The organism is Kribbella sindirgiensis (assembly GCF_004331435.1).
Taxonomy (GTDB): Bacteria; Actinomycetota; Actinomycetes; order Propionibacteriales; family Kribbellaceae; genus Kribbella; species Kribbella sindirgiensis.
Window position 1 is genome coordinate 36,978 of record NZ_SJKA01000027.1, and the last position, 15,702, is coordinate 52,679.

Annotated in this window: 13 protein-coding genes; 11 read left to right on the forward strand and 2 right to left on the reverse strand. The window is 68.0% G+C overall.

Annotation, left to right across the window (positions count from 1 at the left end; genetic code table 11):
* The first annotated feature begins 5 nt into the window (after nucleotides 1–5).
* From E0H50_RS39980 to pdxR, 5 genes are all read left to right on the forward strand, one after another.
* On the forward strand, nucleotides 6–773 hold the full coding sequence (locus E0H50_RS39980; protein WP_131296376.1) for an SDR family NAD(P)-dependent oxidoreductase: 768 nt from the start codon (nucleotides 6–8) through the stop codon (nucleotides 771–773).
* Between the two features lie 10 nt (nucleotides 774–783).
* Nucleotides 784–2,148 carry an amidase gene (locus tag E0H50_RS39985; protein WP_131296377.1) on the forward strand — a complete coding sequence of 455 codons (1,365 nt, stop codon included), beginning with the start codon at nucleotides 784–786 and terminating at the stop codon, nucleotides 2,146–2,148.
* A gap of 55 nt (nucleotides 2,149–2,203) precedes the next feature.
* Nucleotides 2,204–3,070 (forward strand): sigma-70 family RNA polymerase sigma factor family protein, encoded by an 867-nt coding sequence (locus tag E0H50_RS39990; protein WP_202868544.1) that lies wholly within the window; start codon nucleotides 2,204–2,206, stop codon nucleotides 3,068–3,070.
* A gap of 320 nt (nucleotides 3,071–3,390) precedes the next feature.
* A complete protein-coding gene (locus tag E0H50_RS39995; protein ID WP_131296378.1) occupies nucleotides 3,391–4,383 on the forward strand; it encodes an aldo/keto reductase in 993 nt (330 codons plus the stop codon).
* A 37-nt stretch (nucleotides 4,384–4,420) separates the two neighbouring features.
* A complete protein-coding gene (gene pdxR, locus E0H50_RS40000) occupies nucleotides 4,421–5,794 on the forward strand; it encodes a MocR-like pyridoxine biosynthesis transcription factor PdxR (protein ID WP_131296379.1) in 1,374 nt (457 codons plus the stop codon).
* Here the strand turns inward: pdxR and E0H50_RS40005 are convergent.
* Nucleotides 5,725–6,579, reverse strand: coding sequence for a helix-turn-helix domain-containing protein (locus E0H50_RS40005; RefSeq protein WP_165547459.1), 855 nt, complete (start codon nucleotides 6,577–6,579; stop codon nucleotides 5,725–5,727). The two genes, pdxR and E0H50_RS40005, sit on opposite strands and share 70 nt — an antisense overlap.
* 126 nt (nucleotides 6,580–6,705) lie before the next feature.
* On the opposite strand from E0H50_RS40005, the gene E0H50_RS40010 reads away from it, so the two are divergent.
* From E0H50_RS40010 to E0H50_RS40035, 6 genes are all read left to right on the forward strand, one after another.
* Complete coding sequence (locus tag E0H50_RS40010) at nucleotides 6,706–7,518, forward strand: phytanoyl-CoA dioxygenase family protein (protein WP_131296381.1); 813 nt, start codon at nucleotides 6,706–6,708, stop codon at nucleotides 7,516–7,518.
* 135 nt (nucleotides 7,519–7,653) lie between these two features.
* Nucleotides 7,654–10,020: an FAD-dependent oxidoreductase gene (locus tag E0H50_RS40015; RefSeq protein WP_131296382.1), complete on the forward strand. Its 2,367-nt coding sequence runs from the start codon at nucleotides 7,654–7,656 to the stop codon at nucleotides 10,018–10,020.
* Nucleotides 10,017–10,826, forward strand: coding sequence for a helix-turn-helix domain-containing protein (locus E0H50_RS40020; RefSeq protein ID WP_131296383.1), 810 nt, complete (start codon nucleotides 10,017–10,019; stop codon nucleotides 10,824–10,826). Before E0H50_RS40015 ends, E0H50_RS40020 begins: the two co-directional genes overlap by 4 nt.
* A gap of 69 nt (nucleotides 10,827–10,895) precedes the next feature.
* Nucleotides 10,896–12,224 carry an ABC transporter substrate-binding protein gene (locus E0H50_RS40025; protein WP_131296384.1) on the forward strand — a complete coding sequence of 443 codons (1,329 nt, stop codon included), beginning with the start codon at nucleotides 10,896–10,898 and terminating at the stop codon, nucleotides 12,222–12,224.
* Nucleotides 12,221–13,153, forward strand: coding sequence for a carbohydrate ABC transporter permease (locus tag E0H50_RS40030; RefSeq protein ID WP_131296385.1), 933 nt, complete (start codon nucleotides 12,221–12,223; stop codon nucleotides 13,151–13,153). The genes E0H50_RS40025 and E0H50_RS40030 overlap by 4 nt, the downstream gene beginning before the upstream one ends.
* Nucleotides 13,154–13,254: 101 nt before the next feature.
* Nucleotides 13,255–14,028, forward strand: a complete 774-nt coding sequence (locus E0H50_RS40035) for a carbohydrate ABC transporter permease (protein WP_238151672.1) — start codon at nucleotides 13,255–13,257, stop codon at nucleotides 14,026–14,028.
* 21 nt (nucleotides 14,029–14,049) lie between these two features.
* Here E0H50_RS40035 and E0H50_RS40040 read toward each other — a convergent pair whose 3' ends face one another.
* On the reverse strand, nucleotides 14,050–15,651 hold the full coding sequence (locus E0H50_RS40040) for an alkaline phosphatase D family protein (protein WP_165547460.1): 1,602 nt from the start codon (nucleotides 15,649–15,651) through the stop codon (nucleotides 14,050–14,052).
* Nucleotides 15,652–15,702: the final 51 nt, after the last annotated feature.

A 15,702-nucleotide genomic window follows, 5' to 3' on the forward strand; every position in this document is an offset into this window, starting at 1 on the left:
ACACGATGACGGAGTACGCGAACCTGTTCCGGCTCGACGGCAAGCATGCGGTGGTGATCGGCGCGGGCAGTGGGATCGGGCGGGAGAGCGCTCTCGCGTTGGCCGCGCACGGCGCCCGCGTCACCTGCGCCGACCGGGACCTCGCCGCCGCCCGCGAGACGGCGGGTCGTGGGGGAATGACGGCGTACGGGCTCGATGTGCTGGACGACTCTGCGATTGAGCAGGCTGCGGTTGAGCTGGATCCTGTGGATGTGTTGGTGTTCACCGCGGCGACGAACGTGCGGAAGCGGATCCTCGACTACACCGGCGAGGAGTTCGACCGGGTCGTGGCGCTCAACCTGCGCGCGTCGTTCCAGCTGATCCGCGGGTTCGGGCGTGGCATGGCGGAGCGGGGGAGCGGGAGCATCATCGGATTCAGCTCGATCCGCGGCACTACCGTCGAGCCGGGGCAATCGGTGTACGCGGCAACGAAGGCCGGCCTCGTCCAGTTGTTGCGCACCGCGGCCGCCGAACTCGGCCCGTCCGGTGTCCGCGCGAACGCGATCGCCCCGGGCGTCGTCGAGACACCGCTCACCGCGCAGATCAAGGCCGACCAGGGCTGGTACGACGCCTACGCGCAGAAGGGCGCGCTCGGTCGCTGGGCCCAGCCGAGCGAGCTCGCCGGCGCGGTCGTCTATCTCGCCTCCGACGCCTCGAGCTTCGTGACCGGGAGCGTCCTCGCGGTCGACGGCGGCTGGACCGCGGTCGACGGCCGCTTCGACCCACCGAACTAAGGGACTCTGAATGAATCTCGCTGACTTGACGGCAACCGAACTCCTGGCCGGCTACCGCGACGGATCGGTGTCCCCGGTCGAGGTCATCGAGGACGTGCTGACCCGCGTCTCTTCGTACGAACCGCGGTTGTGTGCGCTCTACGCGTTGGATCCGGACGGCGCGCGGGCCGCGGCGCAGGAGTCCGAGCGTCGCTGGCGGGGCGGTACGGCGGGCGCGCTGGACGGCGTACCGGTGACCGTGAAGGAGAACATCGCCACGCGCGGAACGCCCGTACCGCAAGGGACCGCGGCGACTGCGCTCGTCCCGGCGCCGGAGGATGCGCCGGCCGCGGCGCGGTTGCGGGCGGCCGGGGCGGTGATCTTCAGCAAGACGACGATGCCCGAGTACGGGATGTTGTCGTCCGGCGTCTCGACCTTTCACCGATTGACCCGCAATCCGTGGGACCTGACGAAGACGGCCGGCGGTTCGAGCGCCGGTGCGGCGGCCGCGGCGGCCGCTGGGTACGGGCCGATCCACATCGGTACGGACATCGGCGGGTCGATCCGATTGCCGGCCGGGTGGTGCGGACTGATCGGGCTGAAGCCGACGCACGGGCGGATCGCGGTCGGCAACCCGTACGCCGGGCGCGCGATCGGACCCCTGACCCGTACGGCGCCGGATGCGGCGCTCGCGCTGCAGGTCATGTCCGGGTACGACCCGCGCGACCACACCTCGATCCCTCTCGCGTCCGACGTCTTCGAGGCGAACCTCGACGGTCTGCGCGTGGCGTTGCTACTCGACGCGGGCGTCGGGCTGCCGGTCGATCCCGAGGTCACCGCGGCGGTCTCGGCCGCGGCCGCCGTACTCGAGAAGGCCGGCGCGATCGTCGAGCCGATCACTCCGATCATCACCCGGGACATGCTCGACGGTCTGGATCGCTTCTGGCGGATCCGCTCCGCCACGGACATCGCCGCGCTGCCCGAGGAACGCCGCGCGAAGGTGCTCCCGCAGATCCGCTCGTGGGTCTCGTCCGCGGCGGAGCTCACCGCCGCAGACGTCTTCCATGGGTACAGCCAGATGGGCGCGATGGCCGCCGCGGTCGGCCGGGTGTTCACGACGTACGACGTGATTCTGTCGCCGGTCGCGCCGATCACGGCTTTCCCGGCGGAGCTCGCGTACCCGACGGACGATCCGGGGAAGCCGTTCGAGCACATCGCGTTCACGGTCCCGTACAACATGTCCCAGCACCCCGCGACCACGGTCAACGCCGGCTGGTCGACGTCCGGGATGCCGATCGGGGCGCAACTCGCCGTACCGCATCACCAGGACCTGCGGGCGCTGGCTCTCGCCGACTTCCTCGACACGCATCGCGCGGAGACCCGCCCCTGGCCCTGATCGGGCGTGGACAGTCGGCGTACTGCGGAGCGAAACTGGCCGATGAGGTGACGACTTGGTCCGCTTCGGAGGTACGGCGTACCGCGCTGACGAGCTGCAGCGCGGTCTTGTCTCGCACTGCTACCGGATGCTCGGGTCCATCACCGACGCCGTTCAGATCGCCGCCGCGAGCACCGGATACGAGGACGCGACTCGTGCCTGTCTGCGGCAGGTCGGGAGCCGTCCGCTGCCGTCGGATCTCGCTGCACCGAGCGATGATCCTGAGGGAGTGCTCTCCGAGCGTTCCGAGATTCTCTGGCTGGAACCCATTCCAGCGGACCTGATGGACGACCACCCGATCGACCTCGGCCTGATCGCCGGCCTGCAACGCCTCCCACCCATCGAGCGCGCGGTGACCGTCCTCCACCTCGAGGGCCGGCCGAACATCGCCGACCTGCTGAGCGACGTTCCACCCGCACCGATCACCGCGGTCCCGCTCGTCGCACCCGACGAATTCCTCCTGGCCCGGTACCGCGCGGGGTTCGAGCAGTACGACGTACCCGCGATCGTCACGCTCTTCACCGACGACGCGATCTGGGAGATGCCGCCCTACACGTCCTGGTTCCGCGGCGCCCGCAACATCGGCCGCCTGATCAGCACCCACTGCCCAGCCGAACGCCCCGGCGACCAGTACCTCATCCCCCTGACCGCCAACGGCCACCCCGCCTTCGCCGTCTACATGCGAGACCCCAAAGAAGACATCTACCGAGCCTTCCAGATCCAGGTCCTAACCCTCACCGCCACCGCAGTAGTCCACGCAGTCGCCTTCTTCGACCTGACCCTCTTCCAAACCTTCCACCTCCCAGACCTCCTCACAGCCCTCCCACCCAACCCCTACGACGGCACCCCAAAACCCCACATCGAACGCCTACCGAAGCACTAACCCACCACAGCATCCAGCCGAGCGACCTGCCGCCGACCCGCGCTCAGCCTTCGAAATCTGCAGCTCGACAGTACGTATGTGTCTACTACCCGCCGCCGTGCGCCGGGCGACAGGACGAATCGCCCGGCAGTGGACGTATACGTACTGTCGAGCTGCCGGGCTTCTGCGGCTCAGCCGCCGAGTTGACCGGCCCAGCTCGTCCGTGGTGCCTGATGGGTGGCGGATTGGACTGTGAATCCGGGCGTTGATTGGGCGTGGGTTCCGGCCGATTCGGTCATAGGTTGATGGTACGTGATTGGGCAAGAGGACTGGATTGATTCATGGAATACCGGAATCTCGGCAGGACAGGGCTGAAGGTCAGTGAGGTGTGCCTGGGGGCTATGCACTTCGGTGGGCCTACCGATGAGCAGACCAGTGTGCGGATCCTCGACGAGTTCGCCGACGCCGGCGGGACGTTCATCGACACGGCGGACGTGTACAACGCCGGTGAGTCGGAGGCGGTCGTCGGCCGGTGGCTCAAGGGGCGGGACCGCGACGCGTTCGTGGTTGCCACCAAGGTGTACGGCGCGATGGGCGACGGACCGAACGACGACGGCCTGAGCCGTAAGCACATCCTGTCCGCTGTCGAAGCGAGCCTGCGCCGCCTCGGCACCGACTACATCGACTTGTACTACACGCACGTCTGGGACACGGCGACACCGCTCGAGGAGACCCTCGCGACGCTCGACACGCTGGTCACGTCGGGCAAGGTGCGGTACCTCGGAGCGAGCAACGTCACCGGATGGCAGCTGCAGAAGGCCGTCGACCTCGCCGGACGGAACAGGTACGTCGCGCTGCAGCCGCTCTACAACCTGCTCGACCGCGAGGCCGAGTGGGAGCTGCTGGAGATCTGCCGCAACGAAGGCCTCGGCGTGATGCCGTGGAGCCCGCTGCGCGCGGGATGGCTCGCGGGCCGGTTCCACCGCGGCATGGAGGCGCCGCCGGAGGACACCCGGGTCGCCGCGGCGGCCGACCGTGGACTGCTGGAGGCCTGGGACTACTACAACAACGAGCGCACCTGGAACGTCCTCGACGCGTTGCACGACATCGCGGCCGAGAGCGGCAAGAGCGTCGCGCAGGTAGCCCTGCGCTGGCTGATCCAGACCGAGCCGGTCACGGCTCCGATCATCGGACCGCGCACCCTCGAGCACTACGTCGACAACATCGGCGCCGCCGGCTGGTCCCTCACCGACGAGCAGTTCACCCGGCTCACCACGGTCAGCGAGAAGCCGTCCGTCTACCCCTACGATCTCCTGCGCAACTTCAGGCGGTGACACGAGCGGTACGACGCCGTGACTAGGATCTGGAGTCATGGCGAAGCAGTCCACGCGCGCGGCTTGGACTGTGGTGCTGACGCTTGACGGCGACGGGAAGCTCCACCGGCAGGTCGAGCGCGCGTTGCGAGAGGCAATCAGATCGGGGCGCGTCTCGACCGGCACCGTGCTGCCGCCGAGCCGCGAGCTGGCGGCGCAACTCGACTGTTCGCGATGGGCGGTCACCCAGGCCTACAGCCAGCTCGTGACGGAGGGCTATCTGGCGACGCGGATAGGGTCCGGAACCTGGGTCAGCTGGTCGGGCCCGACGCAGCGGACCTCGCGACGTACGGCGGCGGCCAGCGTTGCGACGTACCGGTTCGACCTGGCTCCCGGTGCGCCGGACCTGCGGGCGTTTCCACGTACGCGTTGGGCCGAGGCGGCGCGGTCGGCCGCGCGTACGGTACCGACTGCCGACCTTGGGTATCCGGACGAGCAGGGATACCGCCCGCTCCGCGAGCTGATGGCCGACTACCTTCAGCGAAGCCGAGGAGCGATCGCCTCCGCTGCCGACGTGGTGATCCGCAGCGGAGTCAGCGTGAGCGTCGCCGAGATCTGCGTCGGCCTGCGGGCGATGGGGATCGATCGCATCGCGGTCGAGGACCCCGGCTGGACGCGCCTGCGTACCGTCATCGAGTCGACCGGCATGCGGGTCGATCCGGTGCCGGTCGACGAGCACGGTCTGCAGGTCGAGCGGCTCTCGGGGCGTGCCGTGGTGGTGACTGCGGCGCATCAATTTCCCACCGGTGTCGTACTTGCGCCGCATCGACGGTTGGAGCTGATCGACTGGGCGCGGCGCAACAACGGCGTGATCCTCGAAGACGATTACGACGCCGAGTTCCGGTACGACCGCAGTCCCGTCGGCACGTTGCAGGGCATGGCGCCGGAACACGTCGTACTGCTCGGCTCGGTGAGCAAAACGCTGAGCCCAGCGATCGGGATCGGCTGGTTCGTTGCGCAGGGCACGTGGCGCGGGTTGCTGGAACGGCCATCGGTTCTCGGACCGTCGACCATTGGCCAGGCAACCTTCGCGGAACTGATGGCGGCCGGTGCATACGACAGGCACCTGCGCGCAATGCAACGGCGCTACAAACGCCGCCGCGACCTCGTCCTCACCGCGCTCCACCACGAACTGCCCACCTGGGCGATCGGCGGCGCTGCAGCAGGCCTCCACCTCACCCTGACGCCGCCAACCCCCGTCGACACAAGCCAACTGGCCACAGCCGCCCGAGCAGCAGGCACCCGAATAGTCCCTCTCCCGGACTACCGAATCCACTCCACCCAGGACGGCCTCGTCCTTGGCTACGGCAACATCCCCGACAACGAGATATCTCCGGCAATCCACGCCCTGCGAGGGTGCTTGCCGAGGTAGTCGGCTGGGTTCGTTCCGGTGATGGAGCGGACGATGCGGTGGAACTGCGGGTAGCTGCCGAAGCCGGCCAGGAGCGCGGCATCGACCATGGTCACGCCGTGACCTGCGCCGTAGACGTCCAGGAAGCGGCGGAAGCGTTGCTCGTTGCGGAAACGCGTGATGCTCGTTCCCATCTGTCGCGCGAAGAGCCGGCTGAGATGGTGCGGGCTCAGGCCTACCTGCCGTGCCAGTTCGGGCAGCGTCGACACGGACGGCAGCTCCCGCAGCAGTCTGGCAGCCTCGGCCACGGCTGGGTGTACGACGGTTGTCGGCGTGGCTGCCGGCGCCAGGTGAAATGCCTGCCAGGCGGCGAGGATGGCGTGGCGTCGGGCGGCGAGTTCCAGCTCTGGGTGATCGGGAGCTGCTGCCTGCCGGAAGAGCGTGTCCAGCCATCCGGCCTGGTCGACTCCCAGGCGGCGTACGAACAGACCTGGCGGATCAGGAAGGTAGAACGGCCTGATCCATTCGCTCGGATCGTCGATGCCGAGCACCGCGGGATCGAAGACACAGAGCCAGTCCCGGTAAGCCGGGGAGGCGTCGACGAGCAGGTGGTCCTGGCCCGGAAACAACCAGACGAGGGCGCCGGGCGCCAGGTGGTAGCGGCGACGGTCGAGCAGGTACGTCGCGGTGCCGTCGGCGACCAGGTTGAACTCCACACCGCGATGCCGGTGCGCGACCGTCATCACCTCGACCTGATCACGACGCGCGAACAACAGCCCGTCGGCAGGCAGTACCTCATCGATCATCGACCGTGTCCTCCGCGCATGAAATGAGAAGCAGTCCGCCATCGAACGAGAAGCTGTGCCGCACCGCTCCGCCCTACCGTGAAGTGAAATCACACCAGTTGATCACATCAGAAAGGGCACTCTTCCATGGCGACACCGACCGAGCTGGACGACTACCTGTTCGACCTTCGCGGCTACCTCGTTCTCCGGCAAGCGCTCGAACCCGGCGTCGTCGACGAGCTCAACACCGCACTGGACGACTTCCCGGAGCTCGAGCCGCAGGCCTGGGCAGGCAACGTGCACCGCGTCGACGACAACCCGGGCAACGCCGGCGTCGAGCTCCAGAACATCGTCGAAGGCGGGCCGGAATTCGAGCGGCTGATCGACCACCCGTCCTGGCTCGGTCATGTACGGCGTTACTGCGGTGAACAGGACAGCTACGTCGAGGGCCTGTTCATCGACGAGTGCTTCGCGACGATCCGCCAGGACGGCGGCTTCTTCCCGGTGCACTCCGGCGGCTACCGTGGCGCCGTCCGGGGACAGTACCGCTACAAGGACGGCATCTTCCGCTGCGGCCAGGTCAACATCCTGATGGCCCTGACCGACATCGGCCCCGGCGACGGCGGCACGCTGGTGATCCCGGGCAGCCACAAGTCGAACCTGCGCCACCCCCAGTTCGACGAGTACAAGAGCTGGGACACCACGATGGACGCCATGCCCGGCGTTGTGGAGATGCACCTCGAGAAGGGCGACGCGCTGCTGTTCTGCGACGGTCTGTCCCACGGCGCATCCACCCGCACCAATCCCGGTGAGCGCCGTGCCCTCATCTACCGTTACGGCCCGTCGTGGGCGACCACTCGCTGGGGCTACAGCTACTCCGACGAACTCCTGGCCCGCGTAACCCCACAGCAGAGGGCCATCCTGCAGCCGGTCGCGCCACGACGCCCAGGCCCACAGTGAGCGGGACATCGTCCCCTGCGACACCGCCCAGCTGACGAGCAGACTCGGCCAGCTCGCCATCCGTCACGTTCCGTAATGCGCAAAATGCAGCATCGAGCTCTTGTCATGCATCATGCGCATTCCTATAGTCCCCCCATGCGCAGTACAAGCGAGTCTTCGCCGTCCGCTCTCGACGCGTCTACGGACCGGGAGAGGCTTCTCGTCGCGCCGGCCGTGGATCGGCGTACGTTCAGGAGCCTGCAATTCGACGCCGATCTGGTGATTGTCGGGGGTGGCCTGGCCGGCACTTGCGCCGCGATCACGGCGGCCCGCGCGGGAGTCCAGGTGATCCTCGTCCACGACCGGCCGGTGCTCGGCGGCAACTCGTCGTCGGAGGTGCGGCTGTGGGTCCTCGGAGCCACCGCGCACATGAGCAACAACAACCGGTGGGCCCGCGAGGGCGGCGTCGTGGACGAGATCCTGGTCGAGAACACGTACCGCAACCCGGACGGCAACCCGCTGATCTTCGACACCGTCCTGCTGGAGAAGGCGACCGCCGAGCCGAATCTCACCGTGCTGCTCAACACGGCTCTGGTCGACGTGGAGATGGCCGACGCATCCGGCCGCCGGATCGACCGTGTCTCGGCGTTCTGCAGCCAGAACTCGACCAGGTACGACATCGGCGGAAACCTGTTCCTGGATTCCAGTGGTGACGGCGCGCTGGCCTTCCTGGCCGGTGCGGCGTTCCGGATGGGGGCCGAGTCGAGCTCGGAGTTCGGTGAGAAGTTCGCCCCGACCGACGACTACGGCCATCTCCTCGGCCACTCGATCTACTTCTACAGCAAGGATGTCGGTCACCCGGTACGGTTCACCCCGCCGGCCTTCGCGCTGTCCGACCTCGACTCGATCCCGCGGGCGCGCAACTTCAACACCAGTGAGGACGGTTGCCGGCTCTGGTGGATCGAGTGGGGCGGACGGCTCGACACCGTCCACGAGACCGAGACGATCAAGTGGCGGCTGTGGCAGGTGGTGTACGGCGTCTGGAACCACTTGAAGAACTCCGGAGAGTTCCCCGAGGCCGCGAACCTGACGCTGGAGTGGGTCGGGACCATCCCCGGCAAGCGGGAGAGCCGACGGTTCGAGGGCCTGTACATGCTTCGTCAGGACGACGTGTTCGGCCAGACCCAGCATCCCGACGCCGTTGCCTACGGCGGCTGGTCGATCGACCTGCATCCGGCCGACGGGGTCTTCAGCGAGAAGCCCGGCTGCAACCAGCTGCACAGCCGCGGCACTTATCAGATCCCGTACCGCTGCCTGGTCAGCCGGGACGTGGACAACCTGTTCCTGGCGGGCCGGGTGATGAGTGCCAGCCACGTCGCCTTCGGATCCACTCGGGTGATGGGCACCTCGGCGCACTGTGCTCAGGCCGTCGCGGTGGCCGCGGCACTGTGCCTGCGCGACGGTCGTCGGCCGGCCGACCTCGTCGAGCCGGAGTCGATGGCCGAGCTGCAGCGTGAGCTCCTGCGTCGTGGGCAGCACATTCCGCAGCACACCCTCCGAGACGGCGACGACCTGGTCGGCAGGGCACGGGTGTCGGCGAGCTCGGCGCTCGCGCTCGGATCCTTGCCGGACAACGGATCCGCGGTACCTCTGGCCGAGGACCGCGGTCAGCTGCTCCCGCTGCCTGCCGGCCCGGTACCCCAGCTCGGCCTGCGGCTCGACGTGTCCGGGCCGACCACCTTGAAGGTGGAGCTCCGCCAGGGCCGGCGCCCGGACGACTACACGCCGGATCGGGTCCTTGCCGGGAAAGAGGTCCGGTTGGACGCCGGCGACGACCAGTTGGTCAAGCTCGATTTCGACGCCGAGCTCGCCGAGCCGGGCTACGTCACGATCTGCCTGCTCGCCAACGACCGGGTGGCGGTGCGGGTCTCCGACCAGCTCGTCACCGGCCTCGTTCCGCTCCGTCACCGCCGCGACCAACCCGAGGATCCCGGCACCGGTTGCCCGGGCTTCGAGTTCTGGGCTCCGATCAGGCGCCCCGACGGCCGGAACCTCGCGCTGACCCTCGATCCGCCCGTCCGGCTGGGTGATCCGGCTGCTGTCTCGAACGGCGTCGACCGCCCCACGTGCGCGACCAACGCCTGGATCGCCGAGTTCGACGACCCGCACCCTGGCCTGACCCTGCGTTGGGACGACCCGATCGACCTCGGCCGGATCGAGCTCGCGTTCGACACCGACTTCGACCATGCGATGGAATCGGTCCTCTACGGCCAGCCGGAGGACGCGATGCCGCACTGCGTCCGGGACTTCCGGGTCCGGGCGGGCGAACGAGTTCTGGCCGAGGTACACGACCATCACCAGAGCCGCTGGACCCTGACGCTCGACGACGTGGTCAGTACCGATGAGCTCACCGTCGAGGTGGATGCGGTGAACGGCGCCGCGCCGGCCGCGGTGTTCTCCGTCCGCTGCTATGCCGACCCGGACGCCCGGATTCTTCGTCACGACGGGGGCGCTCGGCCGTGACCGATATCAGGGGCGACGCGGCATCGGTGCCGATCGAAGCGGGTTCGGAGCGCAATCCCCCGGGGAGCGCCAGCAACCAGGCGCTGGCCCGCGGCCTGCACATCCTGCGGATGCTCGTCGACGAGGGCGAGCCGATGACGGCCACGGAGATCGCCCGCCGGATCGGGATCCACCAGAGCTCTGCCTCCCGGATCCTCGCGACCCTCGGCGAGGTGGGCTACGTCCGCAAGAACCAGGGCCGGTTCGTGCCGGACTACGGAGTACTCGCACTCGGGTCGGCGACCACGCGGCTGCCGTTGATCAAGCGGCCTCGGGCCGCCTTCGAGCAGCTCACCGCCGAGCACGGCGACATCACCATGACGATGTGCATGCTGTGGCGGGACGAACTGCTCTACCTGCTGCGACAGACCAGCGGGTCGGAGCCGCTCGCCTTCTGGAGCGGCGCGTTCCCGATCAACGTTTCCGCGCCGGGTCTTCGGCTCCTGGTCGACCTGCCCGACGAGGAGGCGCTGCACATTCTGCGGGTGGCGCGGCAGCGCAACGGGTGGGGCGGTCGTCCCGAGCTCGTTCCGCCGACCGAGGAAGGCCTGCTCGCGAAGGCCCGCGCCACGGTGGCCGACGACGTACTCATCATGGCGGACTGGGTCGTGAAGGGTCGCACGAGTGGGGCGATTCCGCTGATCACTCCCGAGCCGCATCCGGTGGCGCTGGCGATCGTGGACGACGCGGGCACCCTCGGACCTGACCGGCTGGCGCTGCTGCTGCACAAGGCGCGGCGGCTGGTCGAGCAATCCTTCCTGACCTGACCTCCCGGGCGAACGCCTCGCTCGGCAAGATCCATCTCCCCCTGTAACTCTCACCGAGAGGACGCGAGCATGACCGGATCGCGCACCATCACCCGACGTTCCCTGTTAGGTATCGCGGCCTCCGCGAGCGCCGCCTCGCTGGCCGGATGCAATCTCGGCGCCGGCGGCGGGAAGTCGGCGGGAGGAGGCGGCGCGACCCTGAATGTCTGGGGTGGCGTCCCGAACGAGTCCGGGCCGGACGACATGTGCAAGGCGTTCATGGCCGAGAATCCCGGCACCACCGTGACGTACACCCGCTACGTCAACGACGACCAGGGCAACCTCAAGCTGGACACGTCGCTCAGCGGCGGCGTACCGATCGACCTGTACTTCTCGTACGGCCCGGTTCCGATGTTCAAGCGCAGCGCGGCCGGTCTCGCGCTGGACCTGACCGACAAGATCAAGGCCGAGAGCGACTTCGCCGCACTCACCGCGGACGCCACCCCACTGTCCAACTACGTCCTGAACGGCAAGCTCTACGGGCTGCCGGCCGCCCGCGCGCCGCAGCAGGTCTACATCAACAAGACAATGATGGACGCCGCCGGCATCAAGCTGGGCAAGACCTGGACAGTCGACGAGTTCAACGAGGTAGCTCGCGAGCTGACCAAGCCAGGAGTCTTCGGCACCTTGACCGCACCACAGCTGGCCAGGCCGGCGCTCGGGCCGGACTATCTCTATGCCGACGGCGGCAAACGGTCGAACTTCGGAAACCCCAAGTTCGCCGAGGAGCTCGAGCTCGCGCTCCGGTTGCAGAAGGCGAAGGTCGCGATGGACCGCCAGACGATCATCGCCGAGAAGCTGCAGACGTTCAGCCAGAACCCGTTCATCGCCGGGCGCGTCGCGATGCTGATCCAGTCCGGGCAGATCATCCGGTCGATCAACGACACCAAGGGCTACCCGCACGACTTCGCCACCTACTGCATGCCGGTCCCCGTTCCGGCCGGTACCGAAGGCTGGAACACCGGCCAGATCGGCGACCAGATCTCGATCAGCCCGAAGTCGAAGTCCCCGGACCAGGCGTGGGAGCTGGCCAAGTTCTGGGCCCGCAACGCCGGAAAGTACATGACCAAAGGTGGTCGCCTGCCGCTGCTCAGCGGCGAGTCCACCCCCGACCAGATCCTCGAGCAACTGCTCGGGCCCCAGCGCGACAAGCTGTACGACGTCAAGTCCTGGAAGTCCACGCTGTTCGAGAGCGATCTGAAGCTACCTGTCGACACGATCTTCACCGCCGGCACCGAGATCTCGACCATCCACACGAAGCTGACCGACGAGACCCTGCTCGGTGACCGCTCCGTCGCGTCCTGGGTCACCGAGGCGACCCGCCAGAGCGACGCCGCGATCGCCAAGGCAGGCAAATGAGCGCCGCGGTCCTCGCCGCGCCGGTCAGCCGTCAGGCACGACGTGGGCCTGGTGGCGCGTCGGCCAGGGCCGGTTGGTTGTTCATCCTGCCCAATCTGGTCGGCTTCCTGGCGTTCACCCTGGTGCCGTTGGTGTCCGGGATCGGCATCTCCTTCACCGACTGGAACGTCGTCTCGGGGCTGGACGGGATCCGGTTCGTCGGGCTCGACAACTTCGCCGCCCTGATCCGGGACACCGGGTTCTGGCAGGCAGTCGGCCGTACGGTGCTGTACGCCGGCGTCGGCGTTCCACTGACAATGACCGGCGGGTTGATCATCGCGCTCTGCCTGAACGGCCCGGTCTTCGGGCGCTCGGCGCTGCGGGTGATCTTCTTCGTCCCGCATATCGTGAGCTCGATCGCGATCGGTTTCGTGTGGTTGCTGCTGCTCCATCCGAGCAGCGGCCTGGTCAACCTGGCGTTGCAGGCGATCGGCGTCGCCGACCCGCCGACCTGGCTGGTCTCCCAGGACTGGAGCCTGGTCTCCTTGATCCTGATCACGTCCTGGGCGGGGATGGGGTTCCACGCCGTCATCTTCCTGTCTGCCCTGCAGGCACTGCCGGAAGACCTCTACGAGGCGGCTGAACTGGACGGGGCGGGACGCTGGCGCCAGTTCACCACGATCACCTGGCCGTCGCTGATGCCGACCACGACCTTCCTGGCGATCATGTCGATGATCGGTCACTCGCAGGGCTTCGGCCTGATCGCCTTTCTCACCCAAGGCGGCCCGGGCAACTCCTCCACCACTCTGTCGTACCTGATGTACCAGAACGGCTTCCAGTACTACCGCTTCGGCTACGCGGCGGCGATCGGCATGATGAGCTTCGTCGGCGTACTCCTGCTGAGCGCGTTCTTCTGGCGCTTCCAGCGCGGACGGGGGTTGTACTCATGACCACGGTCGCAGTCAGGCAAGTGCGGCAGGTATCCCGCAGCCGGCGTCCGTCCGCACGTGCCGGGTATGTCGTCAAATCCGTTCTGTTGTGGGCTTTCGCGATGTTGTTCCTGCTGCCGTTCCTCTGGATGCTCTCGTCGTCGCTGAAGCGCAACCTCGACGTGTTGGCGATCCCGGTGCGCTGGATTCCCAGTCCGGCGGAGTGGCAGAACTACGTCGAGGTGTGGACGGGCGGCGCGGTGACGATGGCGGTGTTCTTCGCCAACTCGCTGACCGTCTCGCTGATCGGTGTGGTGGGTGACCTCACCACGTCGGCGATGGCCGGCTACGCCTTCGCCCGGCTGACCTTCCGGGGTCGCGACAAGGTCTTCCTCCTGTATGTGGCGACGGCCATCGTGCCGATGCAACTGTTGCTCATTCCCCGGTTCATGTTCTTCCAGCAACTCGGGCTGTACAACACACTGTGGGCGTTGATCCTGCCGGGCATCTTCACGGTCTTCGGCACCTTCCTGGTCCGGCAGGCGTTCCTGGCCGTGCCGGCCGAGCTCGGAGAGGCGGCGCGGATCGACGGCGCAGGGGAGTGGCGGGTCTTCTCCCGGGTGTACCTGCCGCAGATCCGCTCGACCCTGGCCGCACTGGCGATCATCAGCTTCGTCGGTTCCTGGAACGACTACGAAGGTCCGCTGATCATGCTGTCCAACCAGAACCTCTACACCGTCCCGCTCGGGCTGACCCGGTTCGTCGATGCGGACGGAGGCCTGTCCGCCGGGCTGGCGATGGCCGGTTCGGTCTCCTCGGTCATCCCCATCCTGATCGTCTTCCTGGTGTTTCAGCGCCAGTTCGTCGCCGCGCTGGCCAGCAGCGGCTTGAAGTGACGGATGTGCGCCGGCCCGATGTCAGGTGGTGCGGTGGATGCCGGGGCTGCCGTTGTAGACCTCGAAGGAGGCCGCGGTGAAGACCGGGTCGTCGTGGCGGGACACCTTGTCGACCACGCGGACGTCGGCGTGGAGGCGGTCCGCGTCGAGGTCGCACAGGACGTAGCCGCAATGCAGGTCGGCCCACTTCAACGACGGGTTCACCCGACGCCGGACCTGGCGCGCCTCGTTCGCCACGGGGTTGAAGTCCTGCGCACTGGTGATCGACGTACTGGTGATCTCGGCACCGATGACGCGGGACGTCGGGTCGGTCGTGTCGGCCGCGATATCGGAGACGTAGCTGCAGTGCACGTCGCCGGAGAGTACGACGAAGTTCGACGACGTACCGCGCGCCTGGGACGTCGCCACCGTGTCGAACAGCCGCTGCTGGCCGGCCTGGTAGCCGTCCCACGTGCCGGGGGAGAACGTCGCCGGCGTATCCAGGTCGGCCGAGGTGTTCAGCCGCGCCATCAGGATCTGCTGCGCCACCAGGTTCCAGCGGGCCGGCTCGGCGCCGAAGCCGGCCGCGAACCAGCGCTCCTGCTCCGCGCCGAGCATCACCCGGGCCGGGTCGCGCCGTGGCCCCTGGTCGGCGGCGGCTCCGCCTGTGACCATGGGATCGCGGTACTGCCGCGTGTCGAGCACGTCGATCTGGGCCAGCCGGCCGTGCCGGAACCGCCGGTACAGGCGTGCGTCGGAGCCGCGCGGCGGCTGCGGCCACCGGATCGGCAGGAACTCCCAGTACGCCCGGTAGGCGGCGGCCCGGCGGTCGAGGTCCGGCGTACTCCACGACTCGTAGTCGTTGGCGACTTCGTGGTCGTCCCAGGACAGGATCCAGGGCATCGCGCTGTGGGCGGCGAGCAGGTCGGGATCCGTTCGGTACAAGGCATAACGCAGCCGGTACTGGTCGAGGGACATCGTGGTGGGGACGACCTCTGCCGGCAGGTTCGGGTCGATGTGGCGCCCGACGGCCAACTGCTGGACCGGGTACTCGTACAGGTAGTCGCCCACGAACAGCATCAGCTCGGTGTCCTGATCGACGACGTCAGCCATCGTCTGGAAGTACCCGGCCCGCCAGTTCTGGCAGGAGGCGACCGCGAAGCGCAGCGGCCGCATCGATTGCCGCGTCGGCATCGTTCGGGTCCGGCCGATCTCGCTGAGGTGACCGCCGGCGCGGAAGCGGTACCAGTAGACCCGTCCCGGGCGCAGGCCACGGACGTCGACATGAACCGTGTGGGAGGTGTCGGCGCTGGTCGTCGCCGTACCGGACCGGACGACGCGGTGGAAGCGTTCGTCCTCGGCGACCTGCCAGTCGACGCGCACCCTGGCACCCTCGTCCAGGCCACCGTTCGGCAGCAGTGGTGCCGGCGCGATCCGTGTCCAGATCACCACCGCGTCCTCCACCGGATCGCCGGAGGCGACGCCCTGGGTGAACGGGTACGGCAGTACGCCGTCGCTGCTCGCGGAGGCAGGCCGCGGCATCCCGAGGCTGAACGCGAGCCCGATGGCACTGCCACCGGCGAGGCTGAGGAAGCGACGGCGATCCGTCGCGGGCAACGTCCGGAACGAGGTCCTGGCGGTCATGGCGCAGGACGCTAACAGCCCAGCACCCATCAGGAGAAGGGCTCGTAACGC

Bases quoted from the DNA above. Each gene is read 5' to 3' on its own strand.
- E0H50_RS39985 (WP_131296377.1), top strand. From the start codon at position 784: ATGAATCTCGCTGACTTGACGGCAACCGAACTCCTGGCCGGCTACCGC.
- E0H50_RS40035 (WP_238151672.1), top strand. From the start codon at position 13,255: ATGTTGTTCCTGCTGCCGTTCCTCTGGATGCTCTCGTCGTCGCTGAAG.
- E0H50_RS40040 (WP_165547460.1), bottom strand. From the start codon at position 15,651: ATGACCGCCAGGACCTCGTTCCGGACGTTGCCCGCGACGGATCGCCGT.
- E0H50_RS40010 (WP_131296381.1), top strand. From the start codon at position 6,706: ATGGCGACACCGACCGAGCTGGACGACTACCTGTTCGACCTTCGCGGC.
- pdxR (WP_131296379.1), top strand. From the start codon at position 4,421: ATGGCGAAGCAGTCCACGCGCGCGGCTTGGACTGTGGTGCTGACGCTT.
- E0H50_RS39980 (WP_131296376.1), top strand. From the start codon at position 6: ATGACGGAGTACGCGAACCTGTTCCGGCTCGACGGCAAGCATGCGGTG.
- E0H50_RS40025 (WP_131296384.1), top strand. From the start codon at position 10,896: ATGACCGGATCGCGCACCATCACCCGACGTTCCCTGTTAGGTATCGCG.
- E0H50_RS40015 (WP_131296382.1), top strand. From the start codon at position 7,654: ATGCGCAGTACAAGCGAGTCTTCGCCGTCCGCTCTCGACGCGTCTACG.
- E0H50_RS39995 (WP_131296378.1), top strand. From the start codon at position 3,391: ATGGAATACCGGAATCTCGGCAGGACAGGGCTGAAGGTCAGTGAGGTG.
- E0H50_RS40030 (WP_131296385.1), top strand. From the start codon at position 12,221: ATGAGCGCCGCGGTCCTCGCCGCGCCGGTCAGCCGTCAGGCACGACGT.
- E0H50_RS40005 (WP_165547459.1), bottom strand. From the start codon at position 6,579: ATGATCGATGAGGTACTGCCTGCCGACGGGCTGTTGTTCGCGCGTCGT.